Here is a 16,644-nt window from a genome sequence, read left to right on the forward strand (position 1 = left end):
TGGCGCCGAGGACGGCGACGAGCAGTGCCCAGCGGGTGCGCTGCTGTCGGCGTGGTCGGTCACGTCCGTGCTGGTCGGGGTGCTGTACGGGATGCGGCCCTGGCCGCGCGCGCTGCACCTGCGGATGCCGGTCCTGGTCACGGGCTTCGGTCTGCTGGTCCTGCTGATGTGGGTCACGGCCTCGTCGCTGCCGCTGCTCGTCGTCGCGATGCTGCTGGCGGGCGGCCTGATCACGCCGCAGACGACCGGTCAGTCCCTGGTGGTCGACGTCGTGGCGCAGCCGGGGACCGCCACCGAGGCCTTCGGCTGGGTCGTCACCGCGATCACGGTCGGCGCCGCGGTGGGACAGTCCCTCGCGGGCACGGTCGTCGAGGCGTGGGGTGCGTCCGGTGCCTTCGCCGTCGGCGGGTTCGCGGGGGTCGTCGTGGGCGTGGTCCTGTGGCTGCGCCGCAGGACCATCGAGGGGTCACCCGCGTAGGTAGTCCAGCTGGGCCTTCACCGACAGCTCCGCCGCGTCCCACAGCTTCTCGTCGACGTCCGCGTACACCGTCTCGACGACCCGGCGGGGCGTCGCGTCCTCGGGCAGGGTCCGCAGCGCCTCGCGGACCTGGTCCAGGCGCTGGTGGCGGTGGGTGCGGTAGTGCCGCGCGATCTCCGCGGCGTCGGGCAGCTCGGGCCCGTGGCCGGTGAGGCAGAGCGTGCCGGGGGGCAGGTCCGCGTACCAGTCCAGGGAGGACAGGTACGGGGCCAGCGCGCCGTCCGGGTGGGCGATCACGGTGGTGCCGTGGCCCAGGATCATGTCGCCTGCCAGCAGCGGCGGCGGGCCCTCGCCCGGGCCGTGGACCAGGAAGGACGTCGAGTCCGTGGTGTGCCCGGGCGTCGCGACGACGTGGAACTCCAGGCCCGCGGCGGCGACCACCTCGCCGTCGCGCAGGGACTCGGAGCCCACGCTCGGGTCCAGCGCGTGCACGGGGGCCCCGGTCAGCTCGGCGAGCCTCTTGGCGGAGCCGCAGTGGTCGTGATGGCGGTGGGTGACCAGGATGCGGGCGACGGGTCCCTGCGCGGCGACCCGCTGGAGGTGCTCCTCGTCCTGCTCCTCGCCCGGGTCGACGATCACGCACTCCTCGACCCCCGGCGCGCGCAGGACCCAGGTGTTGGTGCCCTCCAGCGTCATCGGGCCGGGGTTGTTCTCGAGCAGCACCGAGACGACCGGGGTCACCTCGCGCAGGCGGCCGTACGCGGTCACGGGGCCGCCGGGGCGAACGGGTGCTCCGAACCGTCGGGCAGGATGACGTGCCGCACCCCCGCGTCGTCCTTGCGGAACTGCGGGTGGACCGCGGTGAGGTCGCGCCCGACGGCCCCGGCCAGCGCCTCCGCCGTCGTCGAGAAGGCGGTGAGGTCGCGCAGCGAGAGCAGGGTCGGCGGCATCAGGGTGAGCTCGCCCGCGTCGAAGGCGGCGAGGGCGGCGCTCGGGTGCCACCAGCCCGCCTCGACCGCCTCGCTGGTGTGGGCGTCGGCCTCCTGGCCCGCCGGGAGCGCGGCCACGAAGAAGTGCGTGTCGTAGCGGCGCGGCTCGACGGGCGGGGTGATCCAGTGCGCCCAGGCGGTCAGCAGGTCGGACCGCAGCACGTACCCGGACCGGACGAGGATCTCCGCCAGCGACACGGTGTGCTCGGTGAGCTGCTTGCGCCACAGCGGGGCCTGGGCGGTGAGCGATCCCGGCTCGCCGCCGGGCGCCCCGGCGAGCAGCACCCCGCACTCCTCGAAGACCTCGCGGACCGCGGCGGACACGGCCTGACCGGCCACCTCGGGCGTGACGCCGAACCGGGCGGCCCACTCCTCGGGCGCCGGACCCGCCCAACGCTCGGGATCCGGGACGTCCGTGGGGTCCACGCTGCCGCCGGGGAACACGGTCATCCCGCCGGCGAAGGCCATCTGCTTCACCCGGCGCTGCAGGAAGACCTGCAGCGCCGCGACCCCCGGCGGCGGAGCCGGGTCGTCTCGCAGCAGCAGAACCGTTGCGGCCGCCCTGATCGGCGTGTCCCCGTCGACGCTCACCCTCCGGACAGTACGTCCTCGGGGGCACCGTGGTGAGAGTGAAGCGCGCCACGGGCAGGATGGGGGCGTGGATCGGCTACGGATCGGACTCGTCGGAGCAGGGCCGTGGGCCCGCACCGTGCACGCACCCGCGCTCGCCGCGCACGGGGGCGTCTCGTTCGCGGGGGTGTGGACGCGGCGTCCGGAACCGGGCCGCGAGCTCGCCGCCTCCCAGGGGACCGTGGCGGTCGGCACGGTCGAGGAGCTGCTGGAGATCGTCGACGCCGTCGCGTTCGCGGTGCCGCCCTCGGTCCAGGGCGAGCTGGCGGTGCGGGCGGCCGAGGCGGGGAAGCACCTGATCCTGGACAAGCCGCTGGCGGACTCGTTGCCCGCCGCCGAGCGGGCCGCCGCCGTGATCGCCGCGGCCGGCGTCGTCTCGACGACGATGTTCACCCTCCGCTTCCACCCGCCGGTCCGCGAGTTCCTCGCCGGGTTCGCCGGCCCCGCCGACGCCGCGACGACCGGCAGCGCCCGCTGGCTCTCCGGCGCACTGCTGGGCGGGCCGTACGCGGCGTCCTCGTGGCGGGCGGAGCGCGGGGCGCTGCTGGACATCGGGCCGCACATGGTGGACCTGCTCGACGCCGCGTTGGGTGAGGTCGTGGCCGTCGACTGGGCACACCGGGGCGAGCCGGACCTCTGGCGGTTGGGCCTGCGGCACGTCGGTGGTGCCACCAGCACGGTCGTGATGTCCCTGGCCCTGCCGGTCGACCCCACGGAGATGGAGGTGACGGCGTACGGCTCCGCCGGGCGGCACCGGCTCACCGACCGGCCCGACGACGCCCAGGTCGCCTACGGCGTCCTGCTCGACGAGTTCACGGCCGACGTCGGGGCGGGGCGCACCGACGGACCCCAGTCCGCCGCCCGGAGCCTGCACGTGCAGAAGGTGTTGGCGCAGGCGGAGGAGCTGGCCTAAGTCGTCTCGGCGGTCGTGTCGGCGGTCGTGTCGGCGGTCGTGTCGGCGCGGAGGCGGGCGTCGGCGTCGCGGAGGAGCCCGGGGACGAGGGCGCGGTGGACGGCGGAGAGCGGGCGCCAGAGCAGGCCGCCCGAGGTGCGGTCGTACCGCACGAGGGTGGTGAGGGCCGCCCGGCCGTCGGACGTGGTGACGACGAGGTTCACGCTCATCCGGCTCGAGGCCGTGGCCATCCGGAGCCAGTCCTCGCCGCGGTCGGTGACCGGCCAGCCCGCGACGGTGTCCGCCGCGGGGCGCAGGCGCAGCCCCAGGAGGACCTGCCAGATGAACCGTTCGCCCAGGTTCGGGAGGTCGCCGAACATCGCGCGGGCCCAGCGTTCAGGGCCTGCGTGCCCGTGGGCGGTCTCGAGGGAGAAGTGGTCCGCGTAGTCGACGCGGTCCAGCGCGCTCCGGGATCGGGCCAGGTCGGGGATCATGACGCTGCTCCTATACGGTTGCGTATATCTCCGATCCGACTATACGGATGCGTATATCAGAGGGGAAGGGGCGAGGGTGGGCGTCGCACGGACACCGCGTGAGAGCTGGGTCGAGGCGGGGTTGCGCGCGCTGGCCGCGGGCGGGCCCGACACCGTCCGGGTCGAGGCGTTGGCGAAGTCGCTCGGCGTGACCAAGGGCGGGTTCTACGGGTACTTCGCGGATCGGGAGGCGCTCCTGGAGACGATGCTCGAGCTCTGGGAACGAGAGAGCGTCGACGACGTCCTCGCCCAGGTCGAGCGCGAGGGCGGCGACCCGCGGACCCGGGCCCACCGCGCGGGCGTCCTCACCTTCTCGAACGACCGCCTCCTGCCGATCGACCTCGCGATCCGCGACTGGGCCCGCCGGGACCCGGCCGTCGCAGAGCGGTTGCGCCGCGTCGACAACCGACGCATGGCGCTGCTGCGCGAGATGATCGGCACCTTCTGCGCCGACCCCGACGAGGTCGAGGCCCGCAGCCTGCTCGCCTTCTGCGTGGCGATCGGCGAGCACTTCCTCGCCGCCGACCACCAGGGGCGGAGCCGGGCGGAGGTGCTCTCCCGCGCCGCGGACCTCCTCCTGGCCTAGCAGACTCCTCGTCCTAGTCGGAGGACTCCTCGCGGACCGCGAGCTCCTGCTGGAGCCTGCGGAGCAGCTCCTGCTCGCGGCTCGACAGCGAGGCCCGCGACTCGGGCGGACGCGGCGTACCGGGTCCTGCGCAGCGGCGACGGATCCGCCCCACTCAGCCGCATCCTGCGGGAGGCGGGCCTGTCCACCCGCGCCTTCTACCGACACTTCCAGTCCAAGGACGACCTGCTGATCGCCATGTTCGACGCCGAGGGCGAGCGCACCGCGGACGTCCTGGCGGCCAGGCTGACCGGCGTCGACGACCCGCAGCTCGCCCTGGCGACCTGGATCGACCAGAACCTCGCCGTGTTCCTCGAGCCGCGCCGGGCCCGCCGCACCCGGGTCATGCTCTCGGCCGAGATGCGTCGGGTCGCGGGCTACGACGCCGCGCTCGACCGCAACCACGAGCGGCTCCGCGTGTCCCTGCTCCGGATCCTGCGCGAGGGCCGGGCCCGGGGCGTGTTCGCCCACACCGACCCCGACCGCGACGCCGGGACCATCCTCGACATCGTCCAGCGCAGCGGGCTCGACCGGGGGGCGCGCTCCGTGCCGGGCGACCGGGACGCCGAGGCGGTCACCCGCCACGTCGTGGACTTCGTCGGCCGCGCGCTCGGCACCACGATCCCGGCAGCACCGGCGGCCGTCGACGGTTGACAGGCCCGCTTCTGACGGTGACTATCTGAAATCGTCAGTTTCAGTCAGTCGCGCACGCCGCACCGTCGTGGAGGCACGTCCATGGAGAAGATCTGGGCCAACTCGGGAGACTCGCACTTCCTGGAGCCCGACGAGCTGTGGCGGGACTCGTTGCCGCCGCGGCTGGCCGAGCTGGTCCCTCGTGCGGACAAGGACCCGGACGGTGAGTGGGAGACGGTCCACATCGACGGGATGTCCTTCCGCCGCAAGCTGCCCACCGGCCGCACCAAGGAGTTCTTCGACCTCTCGGCCCGTGCGCCCGGCAGTGCCGACGTCGTCAAGCGGATCCCGGACCTGGACCAGGAGGGGATCTGGGCCGAGCTGGTGTTCCCCTCGCTGGGCATGTGGAGCTCGAGCTTCCGCACCCCCGAGGTGCTGCGCGAGGCGCTGCGGGTGTCCAACGACTGGGCCTTCGAGACCATCGAGAAGTACAACCCGCGCCTGGTCACCACCGCCCAGGTCTCCACCCTCGACATCGGCGACGCCGTCGCCGAGCTCGAACGGGTCGCCGAGATGGGCTACCGGGCGGTGTTCATGCCCACCACCCCCCACCCGCTGCAGAAGGACTACCACCAAGACGACTGGGAGCCGTTCTGGACCGCGTGCGAGCGCGCCGGGATCGTACTGTCCTTCCACATCGGCACCGACCCCATCGACCTGTCCAAGGGCGGCTCGGCCGGGGTGATCTACCGCGGCCCCGGCGGCGCGGTGCTCAACTACACCGAGACCACCTTCTCCGGGCAGCGCGCGGTCATGAAGATGGTCGCCTCCGGCGCCCTGGACCGCCACCCCGACCTCAAGGTCCTGGTCTCCGAGGGCGGCGCCACCTGGGTGCCGTTCGTGGCCGACCGCATGGAGGAGGGCTACCGCCAACACGCCATGGCGGTGCGCCCCAAGCTCAAGCGCTCCCCCAAGGAGATCATCTACTCCCAGGTCTACGCCAGCTTCCAACACGACGAGTCCGCCATCGCCGCGATGACCGCCATGGGCTACGACAAGGTGATGTGGGGCAGCGACTACCCCCACCTCGAAGGCACCTACGGCCACACCCAGCAGACCCTGCACCACCTGTTCGACGGGGTCGACGAGAAGGTCAAGGAACGCATCACCATCGGCGCCTTCACCGAGCTCTTCCCCCAGGTCCCCCCGGTGCCGCGCGGAGACGTCGTGGGCGCCGCGGCGGGGGGCTCCGCATGAGCGACGGGAACATCCTGCACGACTCGCCCACCGAGTTCCTGCACGAGGTGGCGGAGAAGAAGGGCGAGTGCGTGGCGCAGTCGGTCATCCCGCTGGAGGACGGCACCTACGTCTGTGCCTGTTCCTGCGAGGAGTGGGAGGTCATCTCCCCGGACCGCTGGAAGGGCCTGGACCTGGCTCGCGCGCACACCGGGTCGCTCCGATGACCGCCGGGGACGTCGCCGTCGTCGGGGTCGGCTCCACGCCGTACTACCGGCGCGGCGGCTCGGCGCCCCAGTCCATCGTGGACCTCGCCGGGCAGGCGATCCTCGCCGCGTGCGAGGACGCGGGCCTCGCGGTCACCGACATCGACGGGTTCGCCTACTACTCCATGGCCGGTGCGGGCTACGGCCAGGCCATGGACACCGCGGTGTTCATGGAGACCCTCGGCATCCCCGAGGTCACCTTCTCGGCCACCCTGACCTCCGGCGGCGGCGGGTCGGCGGGCTCCGTCGGCCTCGCCCGCGCGGCCATCGTGTCCGGGGACGCGAACGTCGTCGTCTCGGTGATGGCGCTGCAGCAGGACCGCGGCCGGCTGGGCGAGGTGTTCGCGCTCGTGCCGCCGGACCCGCTGAGCTCGTTCCTGAAGCCCGCGGGCCTCTCCGGGCCGGGCCACCTGATGTCGGTGCTCACCCGGCGGCACATGCACGACTACGGCACCCGCCGCGAGGCGTTCGCCGAGGTCGCGCTCTCCCAGCGGGCGAACGCCCTGAACCGGCCGGACGCGATCATGCGCAAGCCGCTCACCGAGGACGACTACTGGAACGCGCGGATGATCGCGGACCCGTTGTGCCTCTACGACTTCTGCCTCGAGACCGAGGGTGCGGTCGCGGTGATCACCACGAGCGCCGACCGCGCCAAGGACCTGCGCCAGAAGCCGGTCCCGGTCGTCGCGGCGGTCCACGGTGGACACCGGGACTGGGGCCGGGCCTTCTCCTGGTACGGGATGCCCCGGGAGACCTTCGCGTCCTCGGGGCACGCGGCCATCGCCGAGCACCTCTACGGGCGGGCGGGGGTCACCGCGGAGGACATCGACGTCGCGCTGCTCTACGACCACTTCTCGCCGATGGTCGTGATGCAGCTCGAGGACTACGGGTTCTGCAAGAAGGGCGAGGGCGGCCCCTTCGTCGAGAGCGGGGCGGTCCGCTACAAGGGCGGCTCGATCCCCGTCAACACCCACGGCGGTCAGCTCTCCGAGGCCTACATCATCGGCATGACCCACATCAAGGAGGGCGTGGAGCAGATGCGGGGCACCGCGATCAACCAGGTCGCCGACGCCGAGCTCGCGCTCGTCACGGGCGGCCCGGCCCACCTGCCGGTCAGCGGCCTGATCCTGGGGCAGGCGTCGTGAGCGCGGCCCTGGCCACGTCGCTTCCCGCGGAGATCGTGCAGATCACCACGGACGCCTACACCGAGCCGTTCTGGCTGGCGGCGAAGGAGGACCGGCTCGTCGCGCCCAAGTGCGCGGACTGCGGCACCTTCCGGCTGCCGCCCACGCCGTTCTGCCCGGAGTGCCGCTCGAAGGCGGTCGACTGGACGGAGCTGTCGGGTCGGGCCGAGGTGTTCAGCTACTCGGTGGTCCACGGCTTCCCGGGCCTGCCGGACATCACGCTGGTCGCCGCCGTGCTGGACCTCCCGGACGCGCCGGGTGCCCGGCTGATCGGCAACATCGTGGACGTCGACCCCGCCGTCGTGCACATCGGCATGCCGGTCACCGTGCAGTTCTCGACGATCTCCGACGGCTGGAAGGTGCCGCAGTTCCGGCCCCTCGACTGAGCACCGGCACACGCTCGAGAGGCCCGTCGCGATCGCGGCGGGCCTCTCGTCGTGGGGCGGTCAGGCCGCGAGCACCGACCGGGTGTCGGCGCAGTCGGCGACCGGGCGGCCGACCTCCGCCGCGAGGGCACGGGCCCGCGCGACGAGCTCGGCGTTGGTGGCCTCGACCGGCCGCAGCGGGTCCTCGACGCCGATCCGCAGGTGTCCCCCGAGCTCCAGCGCGTACCGGGCGATCTCGGTGTCCAGCAGGCTCCCGCCCAGCACCGCCACGATCCACGGCAGCCCGGAACCCTCGACCAGCCGCAGGTAGAGGTCCAGGGCCTCCTTGGTGGGCGGCAGCCCGAACGTCGGGCCGGACCCGGCCGCACCCCACGCGGTGTCCCCCGCGAAGTAGAACTTGACCACCGTCCCCGGGGTGAACCGCCCGGCGGCGCCGAACGAGCGCACCCACCGCAGCGCCCCGGGCTCGAAGATGCCGACGGAGCACGGCACGTCCCACTGCGTCGACAGCGCGACGAGGGACGTCGCCTCCTCGAAGGTCGTCCCGCCGGTGAGGGAACGGGTCATCACGCCGCCGTCGTCGAGCCTGCCGCTGGTGTGCAGGCCGGGATCGAAGGCGAACATGCGCAGGACCCCGGCCTCCGCCATCGGCCGGAGGTGTCGCATCTGCTCGGCCGTGCCGTGCCCGGCCATGTAGCCCGGGTAGGTGAGGGCCTCCGGGTGCACGGCCAGGATCCCCTCGTTGATCCCGACGCACTGGGCGATCGCCTCGTCCAGGGACAGGGAGAAGTCGTGGTGGCAGTGGACCACCGACGCCCCCGCCGCATAACAGGCCAACGCCTCCACGACGATGTTCTCCGTGGTCGGCTCCGGCCCGCCGGTGTTCGCCACCACCGGCGACATCGCGGCCTCGATCACGACGGGCCGCTCCGCGGCGTTCGGCGCACTGCTCATGTCGTCCTCCGTGGGGGCGGCGGTGACCGGAACGTCCGGTCGCGAGGGTGCGAGGCGGGCACCGCGGACAGCAGCTCCCGCGTGTACTCGTGCTCGGGATCAGCGAAGAGCTCGTCGGCCGGGCGGCACTCCACGATCTCGCCCCGGCGCATCACCGCGATCCGGTCGGCGATCACGCGGACCAGGGCCAGGTCGTGGGACACGAAGAGGTAGCCGAGCCCGCGCTCGCGCTGCAGATCGCGCAGCAGGTTGATCACGTGCGAGCGGATCGACATGTCGAGCGCCGCGACGGGCTCGTCGCAGACGACCAGCCTCGGGTCGGTGGCGAGGGCCCGCGCGATCGCGACCCGCTGCAGCTGACCGCCGGACATCTCGTACGGGAAGCGGTCCAGGTAGTGCTGCGCCAGGCCGACCCGGTCCAGCAGGGCGCCGAGCCGCTCGGCCCGTTCCGCCTTGCCGCGCATGCCCTGCGCGACCAGCGGCTCGGCGACGGAGTGCCGGATCTGCAGCCGCGGGTCCAGCGACTTGTAGGGGTCCTGGAAGATCATCGTGGCCCGTGCCCGCATCGCCGTCAGCGCAGGGCCGCGCAGCCCGGTGACGTCCTGGCCGAGCAGGGTGACCGTGCCGGCGTCGGGCTCCAGGAGCCGCAGCACCAGCCGCCCCACGGTCGACTTGCCGGCCCCGGACTCGCCCACCAGGGCCAGGGTCTCCCCCGCCCGCACGTCGAGGTCGACCCCGCGCACGGCGTCGACCGTCCTGGTCACCCGGCCGAGCAGGTTCCGCGCCGCGGGATAGCTCTTGCGCAGGCCGCGGACGGTCAGGGCCTGCTCCGCCTCGGCGGGCCGCCCTGCCCGGGCGGCGGCCGCGGTCTCGGAGGTCTCGGAGGTCTCGGAGGTCTCGGTGGTCTCGGTCATGTCGAGGTGTCCTCGAGGGTGATCTCGTCGGCCCGGGCGCACCGGACCCGGTGTGGGAGGCCGACGGACACGTCCCGCAGTGGGATGTCGGCCGTGGTGCAGGTCGGCTCCCGCCGGTGGTCGCAGCGGGGGTGGAAGCGACATCCCGCGGGGAACGCGTGCGGCGGCGGCACGATCCCGGGGATGACCCCGAGCCGGTCGGCGTGTCGTCGCGGGTCCGGCATCGCCGCGAGCAGCCCCGCCGTGTACGGGTGGCGGGGATGGTCGAACAGCTCCACGACCTCGGTCTGCTCCACGATGCGGCCCGCGTACATCACGGCGGTGCGGTCGCAGACCTCCGCGACCACGCCCAGGTCGTGGGTGATCAGCAGGACCCCGATCCCCAGCCGCTGCTGGATCTCCCGGATCAGCCCGAGGACCTGCTTCTGCACGGTCACGTCGAGCGCGGTCGTCGGCTCGTCGGCGATCAGCAGCGACGGTTCGCAGGCCACCGCCATCGCCAGCATCACGCGCTGGCACATCCCGCCCGAGAACTCGTGCGGGTAGGCACCCGCCCGCCTGCGGGGGTCGGGGATGCCCACCAGGTCGAACAGGTCGACCGCGCGCTCCCAGGCCTCCCTCCGTCCGGCGCCGCGGTGGCGCCGCACCGACTCCGCCACCTGGTCGCCCACCGTGAAGGCCGGGTTCAGGCTGCGGCGGGGCTCCTGGAAGATCATTCCCATCTCGACGCCGCGCACCCGGTCCAGCTCGCGCTCGGACAGCGCGGTGAGGTCCCGCCCGTTCAGCCGCACGGTGCCGCGGACCCGGGCGTTGGGCGGCAGCAGCCCCATCACGGCCAGGGACGTCACCGTCTTCCCGGAGCCGGACTCCCCGACCAGTCCGACCGTCTCGCCCGACCGGACCACGAGGTCGACGTCGTCGACGATGCCGGTCCAGGTGCGGTCCGTCCTGATGTCGACCCCGAGGCCGGTGACCTCCAGGACCGCCGCCCGGCCCCCGTCCGCGGCGTCGGAGGCGCCCGTCCGCTCCACCGTCTCGGTCATCGCCTGCCCCCGGTCTGCCGCCCGACGGCGTCGCGCAGGCTGTCGCCGAGCAGCGACAGCACCAGGACGGTCACCACGATCGCCACCGCCGGCGGGTACATGCTCCAACTGCTCTCGGCGAGCCGGTCGAAGCCCTCCTTCACCATCGACCCCCAGCTCGCCGTGGGAGGCTGTGCCCCCAGGCCGAGGAAGCTGAGGCCGGACTCCGAGACGATGGCCACCGCCGCGCCGAACGAGACCTGGATCAGCAGCGGCGAGGCCACGTTGGGCAGCACGTGCCGCACCAGGATCCGCGCCGTGCCCGTCCCGGAGGCGCGCGCGGCCTCCACGAAGTCCTCGCTCTCGACCTCGCGGGTGCTGATCCGGGTCAGCCGGAAGAACCGCGGCACGAGCAGCACCCCGATCGCGATCATCGCGTTGGTGAGGCTCGGACCGAGGGCACCCACGATCGCGACGGCGAACAGCAGGGGCGGCAGCGACATCAGCACGTCGCTCACCCGCCCGAGCACCCCGTCGACGACGCCACCGACGTAGCCGGCGAGGAGGCCCAGCGGGACGCCCACGACCACGGCGAGCCCCACGGCCAGCAGGCAGGACGTCAGCGCCGTCCACGTCGCCTCCATGAGCCGGGAGAGGATGTCGCGGCCGACGTTGTCCGTGCCGAGCAGGTGGGCCGCCGACGGACCCTGCAGCCGGTCGACGAGGTCCTGGGCCCCGGGGTCGACCGGTGTCCACACCCGGGACACGACGGCGACCAGGAGCAGCAGCACGAGCACGACCAGGCAGGTCACGCCGGTCCGGTCCGCGAGGAAGCGCTGGGCGACGCGGCCGGGCCGGTAGCGCACCCGCCCCGCGGGCACCGGTGGGCTGGTCACGGTCATCGGGCACGCACCTTGGGGTTGAAGTAGCCGTAGGAGACGTCGACCAGCAGGTTCACGACCAGCACGATCACGCCGCTGACGAGCACCACGCCCTGCATCGTGGGCAGGTCGCGGGTGAGCACCGCGTCCACGCCGAGCTGACCGAAGCCCTGGATGTTGAACATCGCCTCGACGATCACCGCGGCGCCCACGATCCGGCCGACGTTGAGGCCGAGCACCGTGACGTACGGGACCGCGGCGTTCTTCGCGGCGTGCTTCCCGACGGTCCAGAACCGGCCCAGCCCCTTCGCGCGGGCGGTCCGCACGTAGTCCTCCTCGAGGGCGTCGATCAGCGACCCCCGGGCCTGGCGGGTCAGCTCCGCGAGGCTGATCGTCGCGATCGCGATCGCGGGGAGCGTCGCGAACTCCAACCAGGCCCCGAGGCCGTCGGTGAGCGGCGCGTACCCGGTCGGGGGGAAGATCTGCAGCCCGCCGAGGGCGAAGTAGTTCACCAGCAGCGCCGCGAGCACGAAGGGCGGGACCGCCATCAGCACCACGGACGCACCGGTCAGCCCCCGGTCGACGGGACCGTTGCGGCGCATCGCCGCGAGCACCCCGAGCGGCAGGCTGACCAGCACGGCGAGCAGCATCGCGAAGGCGGCGACCGTCACCGTCCGGGGCAGTGCCCGGGCGATCACCTCGGTCACCGGCTCGCGGGTGGTGTACGAGGTGCCGAGGTCCCCGTGCAGCACGTTGCCGAGGTAGGACACGAACTGCTCCCAGACCGGCCGGTCCAGCCCCAGCTCGGTCCGGATCGCGGCCACGGCCTGCGCGGACGCGTCCGGGCCCGCGATGATCGCCGCAGGGTCACCCGGGGCGATCTGCACGAGACCGAACACCAGGAGCATCAACAACAACAGCAGGGGCACGACGGTGATCAGCCGCGTGCCGACGAACCGGAGCACGGGGTCTCCCTCCTCGGTCGGACCGGCGCCGTCAGCTGGTGGCCGTGAGGGCCAGGTAGCGCCAGTCGTACGGGCCGAGCGTCGACGCGTAGTCCATCTGTGGGGAGAAGCCCTGCATGCGTTCGGTCATCACCCACGGGTAGGTGATCCAGGTGATCGGCGCGGACCACGCCTGGTCGCGGAGGTACCGGTTGAGCCTCTGGTACCCGGCGCCGCGCTCCTCCGGGGTGAGCCGGTTGTCGGCGGCCGCGTCGAGCAGCCGGGTGAACTCCGGGGTACGGCCCGCCGGGTTGAGCTGCGGTCCCCACAGGGTCGACGCACCGGCCGAGGGCTCGGTGCCGGTGACCGAGAACTGCAGCATGGCGGCGTCCTTGCCCGCGGCCCAACGCGTGACGACCTGGACGGCGTCGGCCACGGTGATCCGCGCGCGGATGCCGGCCTCGGCCAGCTGCTGCTGGACGACGTCCGGCAGGCCCGCCGTGACCGCGTTCGCCACGATGATCTCGCCCAGGTCCACCCCGTTCGGGAACCCGGCCTCGCTCAGCAGCGCCTTGGCACGCGGGAGGTCCCGGGTCAGCGGGGCGAGCGAGGGGTCGTATCCCGGCAGACCGTCGCGGTAGTACTGGTACTTCGACTCCGAGCCCGGGTAGAGCGCCGCGGTGATCGCGTCCCGGTCGAGGGCCAGGTTGATCGCCTGGCGCACCGGGAGGGAGTCCAGCGGGGCGAGGGCCCGGTTCAGGTAGAGGTCGATCGAGATGCCGGTGGGGACCGGCACGGTGGTCAGCCCCCGTCGTCCCTCGATGGACGCGACGTTGTTCGGCTGGAACTGCCCGATGTCGATCTGGCTCGCCGCGAGCGCGTTGGAGAACGCCTGGAAGTCCGGGATGGCCTGGTTCTCGATCCGCGCGACCTGGGCGGCCTCGGGGTCCCAGTAGTCGGCGCGGTCACGGACCAGGGTCAGCGACTTGCCGGGGACGAACTCCTCCACCGAGTAGGCGCCGGACCCGTTGGTGGTGGTGGCGGGATCGCCGTTCGCGACCAGGTCGGGGTGCAGGATCAGGCCCGCGCACTCCGCGAGCAGGTAGGGCACGGTCGGCGTGGGCCGGGCGAGGGCGATCGTGAGCTGGTGGGGCGCGGTCACCGTGGTGTCGACGATGTCGACCAGCCGGGCCTTCACCGACGGGCTCTGCAGGGTGCGGGCGCGGTCGAGGCTGGTCTTGACCGCCGCGGCGTCGAGGGCCCGGCCGTCGCGGAAGGTGACGCCCTCCCGCAGGTCGAGGGTCAGCGTGAGCCCGTCCGGGGAGTAGGTGTGGTTCGTGACCAGCATGCCCTTCACGTCACCGGTCGAGGTGACGGTGAAGAGCCGGTCGTAGATCAGGTTGAGGCCGAAACGGAACCAGATGACCTCGCTGGTGGCCATGTGCGGGTCGAGGTTGGTCGGCGCGGTCGACCACCCGCCGCGCAGGACGGCGGCCGGGTCGACGGCGCCGCCCGCCGTCGCACCGCCCGACGCCCCCCGGCCGCAGGCGACCAGGGTGCCTGCCGCGGCGACACCGACCAGGAACGAGCGGCGACTGACTGAGATCACACCGGACCCCTCTCTTCGACGACGTTGACGTGATCCGCCGCAGGTCGCGGCTCGGGTGAGTGGTGCGGTTCGTTCGGTTCGCTCGTCGGCTGTCCGGGACCGGGGTCGGCGACGACCCGGATCTCGGGCCGGAACACCGGACCGACAAGATGAACACTGTGTCAGAGACCACGCGACAGGAGCAAGAACCAGGTTCTGGAAATCTCTTACCGACCAGTTCAGTGGTGCATCGCCGTCGACTGGTCAGGTGACTGGACTGTCAGACTGGTCTCGTCGGCCCTTGACAGCGTAGAGACGGAGGACACAGACTGAAATCACTACTTTCAGTCATGGTCGACTGCGTTCCGCCCCGGATCCGCGTGGGCGGCACGAGCCGGCCGCAGCCCTCAGGAGCGCGCCGTGCAGGACTTCGACGGCAGGACCGCCCTCGTCACCGGGGGCGCGCGCGGCATCGGTCGCGCCGTCAGCGAGAGCCTCGGCCGCGCAGGCGCCAAGGTGATGGTCAACTACCGCAGCGACCACGAGGCGGCGGAGGAGACCGCGCGCCGCATCCGCGAGGCGGGCGGCGAGGCGGTGACGAGGCAGGCCGACATGGGCGACCCCGACGCCGTCCGGGACCTGGTCGACCACACCCGCAAGGAGCTCGGGCCCGTCACCCTGCTGGTGAACAACGCGGCCTACACCCATCTGCTCACCCACGAGCAGCTCACCTTCGCGCGGTGGCAGCGCTTCCTCCGCACCAACGTCGACGGCCCGTTCCTCACCACGTGGGCGGCCAAGGACGACATGGCCGAGGCCGGCGGCGGGGCGATCGTCAACGTGTCGTCGCTCAGCGGGAGCCGAGCGCGACCCGACATGATCGGCTACGGGACCTCCAAGGCCGCGTTGAACCAGTTCACCCGCACCGCCGGGATGGCCCTCGCCCCGCTCGGCATCCGGGTCAACGCCGTGGCCGCCGGGATGGTCGCGACCCCCCGGGCCGAGACGGTCGACCCGGACCTACGGGCCCGGATGACCCGCGACATCCCCCTCGGACGGGAGGGCACACCGGAGGAGATCGCCGCGGTGGTCGACTTCCTCCTCTCCCCCGCGGCCGCCTACGTGACCGGCGAGGTCGTCGTCGCGGCGGGCGGCGTGAGCTGATCGATCGTCAGAACCGAGCTCTCGTACCACACGCTGCACACCGTCCTAGGCACGTGAACTGCACAGATCTCTCCAGAGCTGTGGATCATTTCGTGAACAAACCGTCAGATAGTTCTTGACTCGCCCTGCCTGCGCAGCCACGATGACTGCCTGGTGATTGCGATCACAGCGAACTCAGGAGGCGCCCGCGTGGCCACACCGACGTCCGATCTCGAACCGACCGAACGCCCTGCCGCCGAGCCGCTCGCCGGACTCACCGTCCTCGACCTCACCCACACCACCCCCGGCGGATGGGTGTCCCAGTTCCTGGCCGACGGTGGGGCCGACGTCCTGCACGTCGAGCCGCCGGGAGGGAGCAGGCTGCGCCGCAGCGCGGCCTGGCCCGCCCTGGCCCGGGGCAGCCGGAGCCTGGTGCTCGACGCGGCGGACCCCGAGAACCGCGATCGGCTCCTGTCCCTGGTGGACGACGCGGACGTGGTGCTGACCAGCTTCCGGCCCGCGACGGCGACCCGCCTCGGACTCACCCCCGAGGAGCTCGCCGAGCGCAACCCGGCCGCCGTCGTCGCGTCGATCACCGGCTGGGGGCGCCGCGGTCCCTGGTCCGGGCTCAAGGGCTACGAGGGCCTGGTGATGGCGAAGACCGGGATCTTCCACGCCAAGCGGCTGATGCAGCCCCGGCCCGGGCCCGCCTTCGTCTCGGTGCCCTACGCCTCGTGGGGCGCCGCGCAGACCGCGCTGCACGGCATCCTGGCGGCGCTGCTGGACCGGCAGCGCACCGGGCTCGGCCAGGTGGTCGAGGCCGACCTCGTCCGCGGGGTGTACACCTTGGACACCTGGGACTGGTACCTCAAGCTGGTGGGCAGTCGCTGGCCGGACGCGTACGAGGCCGTCGAGGCATTCTCCCCCGAGGGCGTCCCCGGCACCCCGCTGATCTTCCCCCTGCTCGCGGCGCCCACCAAGGACGGTCGGTGGCTGCAGTTCGGCCAGACCCAGCCGCGGCTGTTCGTGGCGATGATGCAGGAGTTCGGGCTCTCCCACCTGTTCACCGACCCGAAGTGGAAGGGGCTGCCCGCGCTGGAGTCCCCGGAGCTGCGGGTCGAGCTCTGGGAGACGATGATCAACAAGGTCGGCGAGCGCACGCTCGACGAGTGGAACGCCGTCATGGCGGCCAACCCGGACATCAGTGCCGAGCTGTTCCGGGCCGGGCCCGAGTCCCTCGACCACCCGCAGATGCTGCACGACGGCCGCAAGGTCGTCGGCGAGGACGGCGAGCGTGGTCCCGTCCACCAGCCCTCCACGCTGGTCCATGCGGACGGGCAGCCGCT

The 16,644-nt window shown here is 72.6% G+C and carries 19 protein-coding genes and 1 pseudogene; 10 read left to right on the forward strand and 10 right to left on the reverse strand.

What is annotated here, in order from left to right:
* Positions 1-478 (forward strand): annotated as a pseudogene (locus H5J29_RS04185) (MFS transporter); the annotation flags it as partial.
* On the opposite strand, the gene H5J29_RS04190 reads toward H5J29_RS04185, so the two are convergent.
* Both H5J29_RS04190 and H5J29_RS04195 read right to left on the reverse strand, forming a co-directional pair.
* On the reverse strand, positions 467-1,246 hold the full coding sequence (locus H5J29_RS04190; RefSeq protein WP_312858051.1) for an MBL fold metallo-hydrolase: 780 nt from the start codon (positions 1,244-1,246) through the stop codon (positions 467-469). The pseudogene H5J29_RS04185 and the gene H5J29_RS04190 overlap by 12 nt on opposite strands.
* Positions 1,243-2,058 carry an NUDIX hydrolase gene (locus tag H5J29_RS04195; protein ID WP_220186967.1) on the reverse strand — a complete coding sequence of 272 codons (816 nt, stop codon included), beginning with the start codon at positions 2,056-2,058 and terminating at the stop codon, positions 1,243-1,245. Before H5J29_RS04195 ends, H5J29_RS04190 begins: the two co-directional genes overlap by 4 nt.
* A gap of 67 nt (positions 2,059-2,125) precedes the next feature.
* Here H5J29_RS04195 and H5J29_RS04200 point away from each other — a divergent pair, with 67 nt between their 5' ends.
* Positions 2,126-3,010 carry a Gfo/Idh/MocA family protein gene (locus H5J29_RS04200; protein WP_181779568.1) on the forward strand — a complete coding sequence of 295 codons (885 nt, stop codon included), beginning with the start codon at positions 2,126-2,128 and terminating at the stop codon, positions 3,008-3,010.
* Here the strand turns inward: H5J29_RS04200 and H5J29_RS04205 are convergent.
* Positions 3,007-3,483, reverse strand: a complete 477-nt coding sequence (locus tag H5J29_RS04205) for a hypothetical protein (protein WP_181779569.1) — start codon at positions 3,481-3,483, stop codon at positions 3,007-3,009. The two genes, H5J29_RS04200 and H5J29_RS04205, sit on opposite strands and share 4 nt — an antisense overlap.
* Before the next feature lie 76 nt (positions 3,484-3,559).
* Here H5J29_RS04205 and H5J29_RS04210 point away from each other — a divergent pair, with 76 nt between their 5' ends.
* Entirely contained in the window at positions 3,560-4,108 is a 549-nt protein-coding gene (locus tag H5J29_RS04210; protein ID WP_312858052.1) for a TetR/AcrR family transcriptional regulator, read from the forward strand.
* 13 nt (positions 4,109-4,121) lie between these two features.
* Here the strand turns inward: H5J29_RS04210 and H5J29_RS04215 are convergent, their stop codons facing one another.
* The gene (locus H5J29_RS04215) at positions 4,122-4,262 is read right to left on the reverse strand and encodes a hypothetical protein (protein ID WP_181779571.1); all 141 of its coding nucleotides are present in this window, start codon (positions 4,260-4,262) and stop codon (positions 4,122-4,124) included.
* 83 nt (positions 4,263-4,345) lie between these two features.
* Here H5J29_RS04215 and H5J29_RS04225 point away from each other — a divergent pair, with 83 nt between their 5' ends.
* From H5J29_RS04225 to H5J29_RS04245, 5 genes are all read left to right on the forward strand, one after another.
* The gene (locus tag H5J29_RS04225; protein ID WP_181779572.1) at positions 4,346-4,801 is read left to right on the forward strand and encodes a TetR/AcrR family transcriptional regulator; all 456 of its coding nucleotides are present in this window, start codon (positions 4,346-4,348) and stop codon (positions 4,799-4,801) included.
* A gap of 81 nt (positions 4,802-4,882) precedes the next feature.
* Complete coding sequence (locus H5J29_RS04230) at positions 4,883-6,037, forward strand: amidohydrolase family protein (protein ID WP_181779573.1); 1,155 nt, start codon at positions 4,883-4,885, stop codon at positions 6,035-6,037.
* Positions 6,034-6,243, forward strand: coding sequence for a hypothetical protein (locus H5J29_RS04235; protein ID WP_181779574.1), 210 nt, complete (start codon positions 6,034-6,036; stop codon positions 6,241-6,243). Before H5J29_RS04230 ends, H5J29_RS04235 begins: the two co-directional genes overlap by 4 nt.
* Entirely contained in the window at positions 6,240-7,427 is a 1,188-nt protein-coding gene (locus H5J29_RS04240; RefSeq protein WP_181779575.1) for a thiolase C-terminal domain-containing protein, read from the forward strand. Before H5J29_RS04235 ends, H5J29_RS04240 begins: the two co-directional genes overlap by 4 nt.
* Positions 7,424-7,852, forward strand: a complete 429-nt coding sequence (locus H5J29_RS04245) for a Zn-ribbon domain-containing OB-fold protein (protein WP_181779576.1) — start codon at positions 7,424-7,426, stop codon at positions 7,850-7,852. Before H5J29_RS04240 ends, H5J29_RS04245 begins: the two co-directional genes overlap by 4 nt.
* Before the next feature lie 60 nt (positions 7,853-7,912).
* Here the strand turns inward: H5J29_RS04245 and H5J29_RS04250 are convergent, their stop codons facing one another.
* The 6 genes from H5J29_RS04250 to H5J29_RS04275 are packed head-to-tail and all read right to left on the reverse strand — an operon-like array spanning position 7,913 to position 14,176.
* Positions 7,913-8,806, reverse strand: a complete 894-nt coding sequence (locus H5J29_RS04250) for a 3-keto-5-aminohexanoate cleavage protein (RefSeq protein WP_181779577.1) — start codon at positions 8,804-8,806, stop codon at positions 7,913-7,915.
* Positions 8,803-9,720 carry an ATP-binding cassette domain-containing protein gene (locus H5J29_RS04255; RefSeq protein ID WP_181779578.1) on the reverse strand — a complete coding sequence of 306 codons (918 nt, stop codon included), beginning with the start codon at positions 9,718-9,720 and terminating at the stop codon, positions 8,803-8,805. Before H5J29_RS04255 ends, H5J29_RS04250 begins: the two co-directional genes overlap by 4 nt.
* Entirely contained in the window at positions 9,717-10,763 is a 1,047-nt protein-coding gene (locus tag H5J29_RS04260) for an ABC transporter ATP-binding protein (protein ID WP_181779579.1), read from the reverse strand. Before H5J29_RS04260 ends, H5J29_RS04255 begins: the two co-directional genes overlap by 4 nt.
* The gene (locus H5J29_RS04265) at positions 10,760-11,644 is read right to left on the reverse strand and encodes an ABC transporter permease (RefSeq protein WP_181779580.1); all 885 of its coding nucleotides are present in this window, start codon (positions 11,642-11,644) and stop codon (positions 10,760-10,762) included. The genes H5J29_RS04260 and H5J29_RS04265 overlap by 4 nt, the downstream gene beginning before the upstream one ends.
* Positions 11,641-12,588: an ABC transporter permease gene (locus H5J29_RS04270; RefSeq protein WP_181779581.1), complete on the reverse strand. Its 948-nt coding sequence runs from the start codon at positions 12,586-12,588 to the stop codon at positions 11,641-11,643. Before H5J29_RS04270 ends, H5J29_RS04265 begins: the two co-directional genes overlap by 4 nt.
* Positions 12,589-12,619: 31 nt before the next feature.
* On the reverse strand, positions 12,620-14,176 hold the full coding sequence (locus H5J29_RS04275) for an ABC transporter substrate-binding protein (protein ID WP_181779582.1): 1,557 nt from the start codon (positions 14,174-14,176) through the stop codon (positions 12,620-12,622).
* Positions 14,177-14,575: 399 nt separating this feature from the next.
* On the opposite strand from H5J29_RS04275, the gene H5J29_RS04280 reads away from it, so the two are divergent.
* Positions 14,576-15,319, forward strand: a complete 744-nt coding sequence (locus H5J29_RS04280) for an SDR family NAD(P)-dependent oxidoreductase (protein WP_181779583.1) — start codon at positions 14,576-14,578, stop codon at positions 15,317-15,319.
* Positions 15,320-15,508: 189 nt separating this feature from the next.
* Positions 15,509-16,644: CoA transferase (locus H5J29_RS04285; RefSeq protein WP_181779584.1), on the forward strand; the 1,136-nt coding region annotated here is incomplete at its 3' end.

The sequence above is a fragment of the Pseudonocardia pini genome, from assembly GCF_013870575.1.
GTDB lineage: Bacteria > Actinomycetota > Actinomycetes > Mycobacteriales > Pseudonocardiaceae > Pseudonocardia > Pseudonocardia pini.

Excerpts from the sequence above, each read along its gene's own strand:
- H5J29_RS04230 (WP_181779573.1), top strand. The coding sequence starts at position 4,883 with ATGGAGAAGATCTGGGCCAACTCGGGAGACTCGCACTTCCTGGAGCCC.
- H5J29_RS04225 (WP_181779572.1), top strand. The coding sequence starts at position 4,346 with ATGTTCGACGCCGAGGGCGAGCGCACCGCGGACGTCCTGGCGGCCAGG.
- H5J29_RS04250 (WP_181779577.1), bottom strand. The coding sequence starts at position 8,806 with ATGAGCAGTGCGCCGAACGCCGCGGAGCGGCCCGTCGTGATCGAGGCC.
- H5J29_RS04235 (WP_181779574.1), top strand. The coding sequence starts at position 6,034 with ATGAGCGACGGGAACATCCTGCACGACTCGCCCACCGAGTTCCTGCAC.
- H5J29_RS04205 (WP_181779569.1), bottom strand. The coding sequence starts at position 3,483 with ATGATCCCCGACCTGGCCCGATCCCGGAGCGCGCTGGACCGCGTCGAC.
- H5J29_RS04260 (WP_181779579.1), bottom strand. The coding sequence starts at position 10,763 with ATGACCGAGACGGTGGAGCGGACGGGCGCCTCCGACGCCGCGGACGGG.
- H5J29_RS04255 (WP_181779578.1), bottom strand. The coding sequence starts at position 9,720 with ATGACCGAGACCACCGAGACCTCCGAGACCTCCGAGACCTCCGAGACC.
- H5J29_RS04265 (WP_181779580.1), bottom strand. The coding sequence starts at position 11,644 with ATGACCGTGACCAGCCCACCGGTGCCCGCGGGGCGGGTGCGCTACCGG.
- H5J29_RS04240 (WP_181779575.1), top strand. The coding sequence starts at position 6,240 with ATGACCGCCGGGGACGTCGCCGTCGTCGGGGTCGGCTCCACGCCGTAC.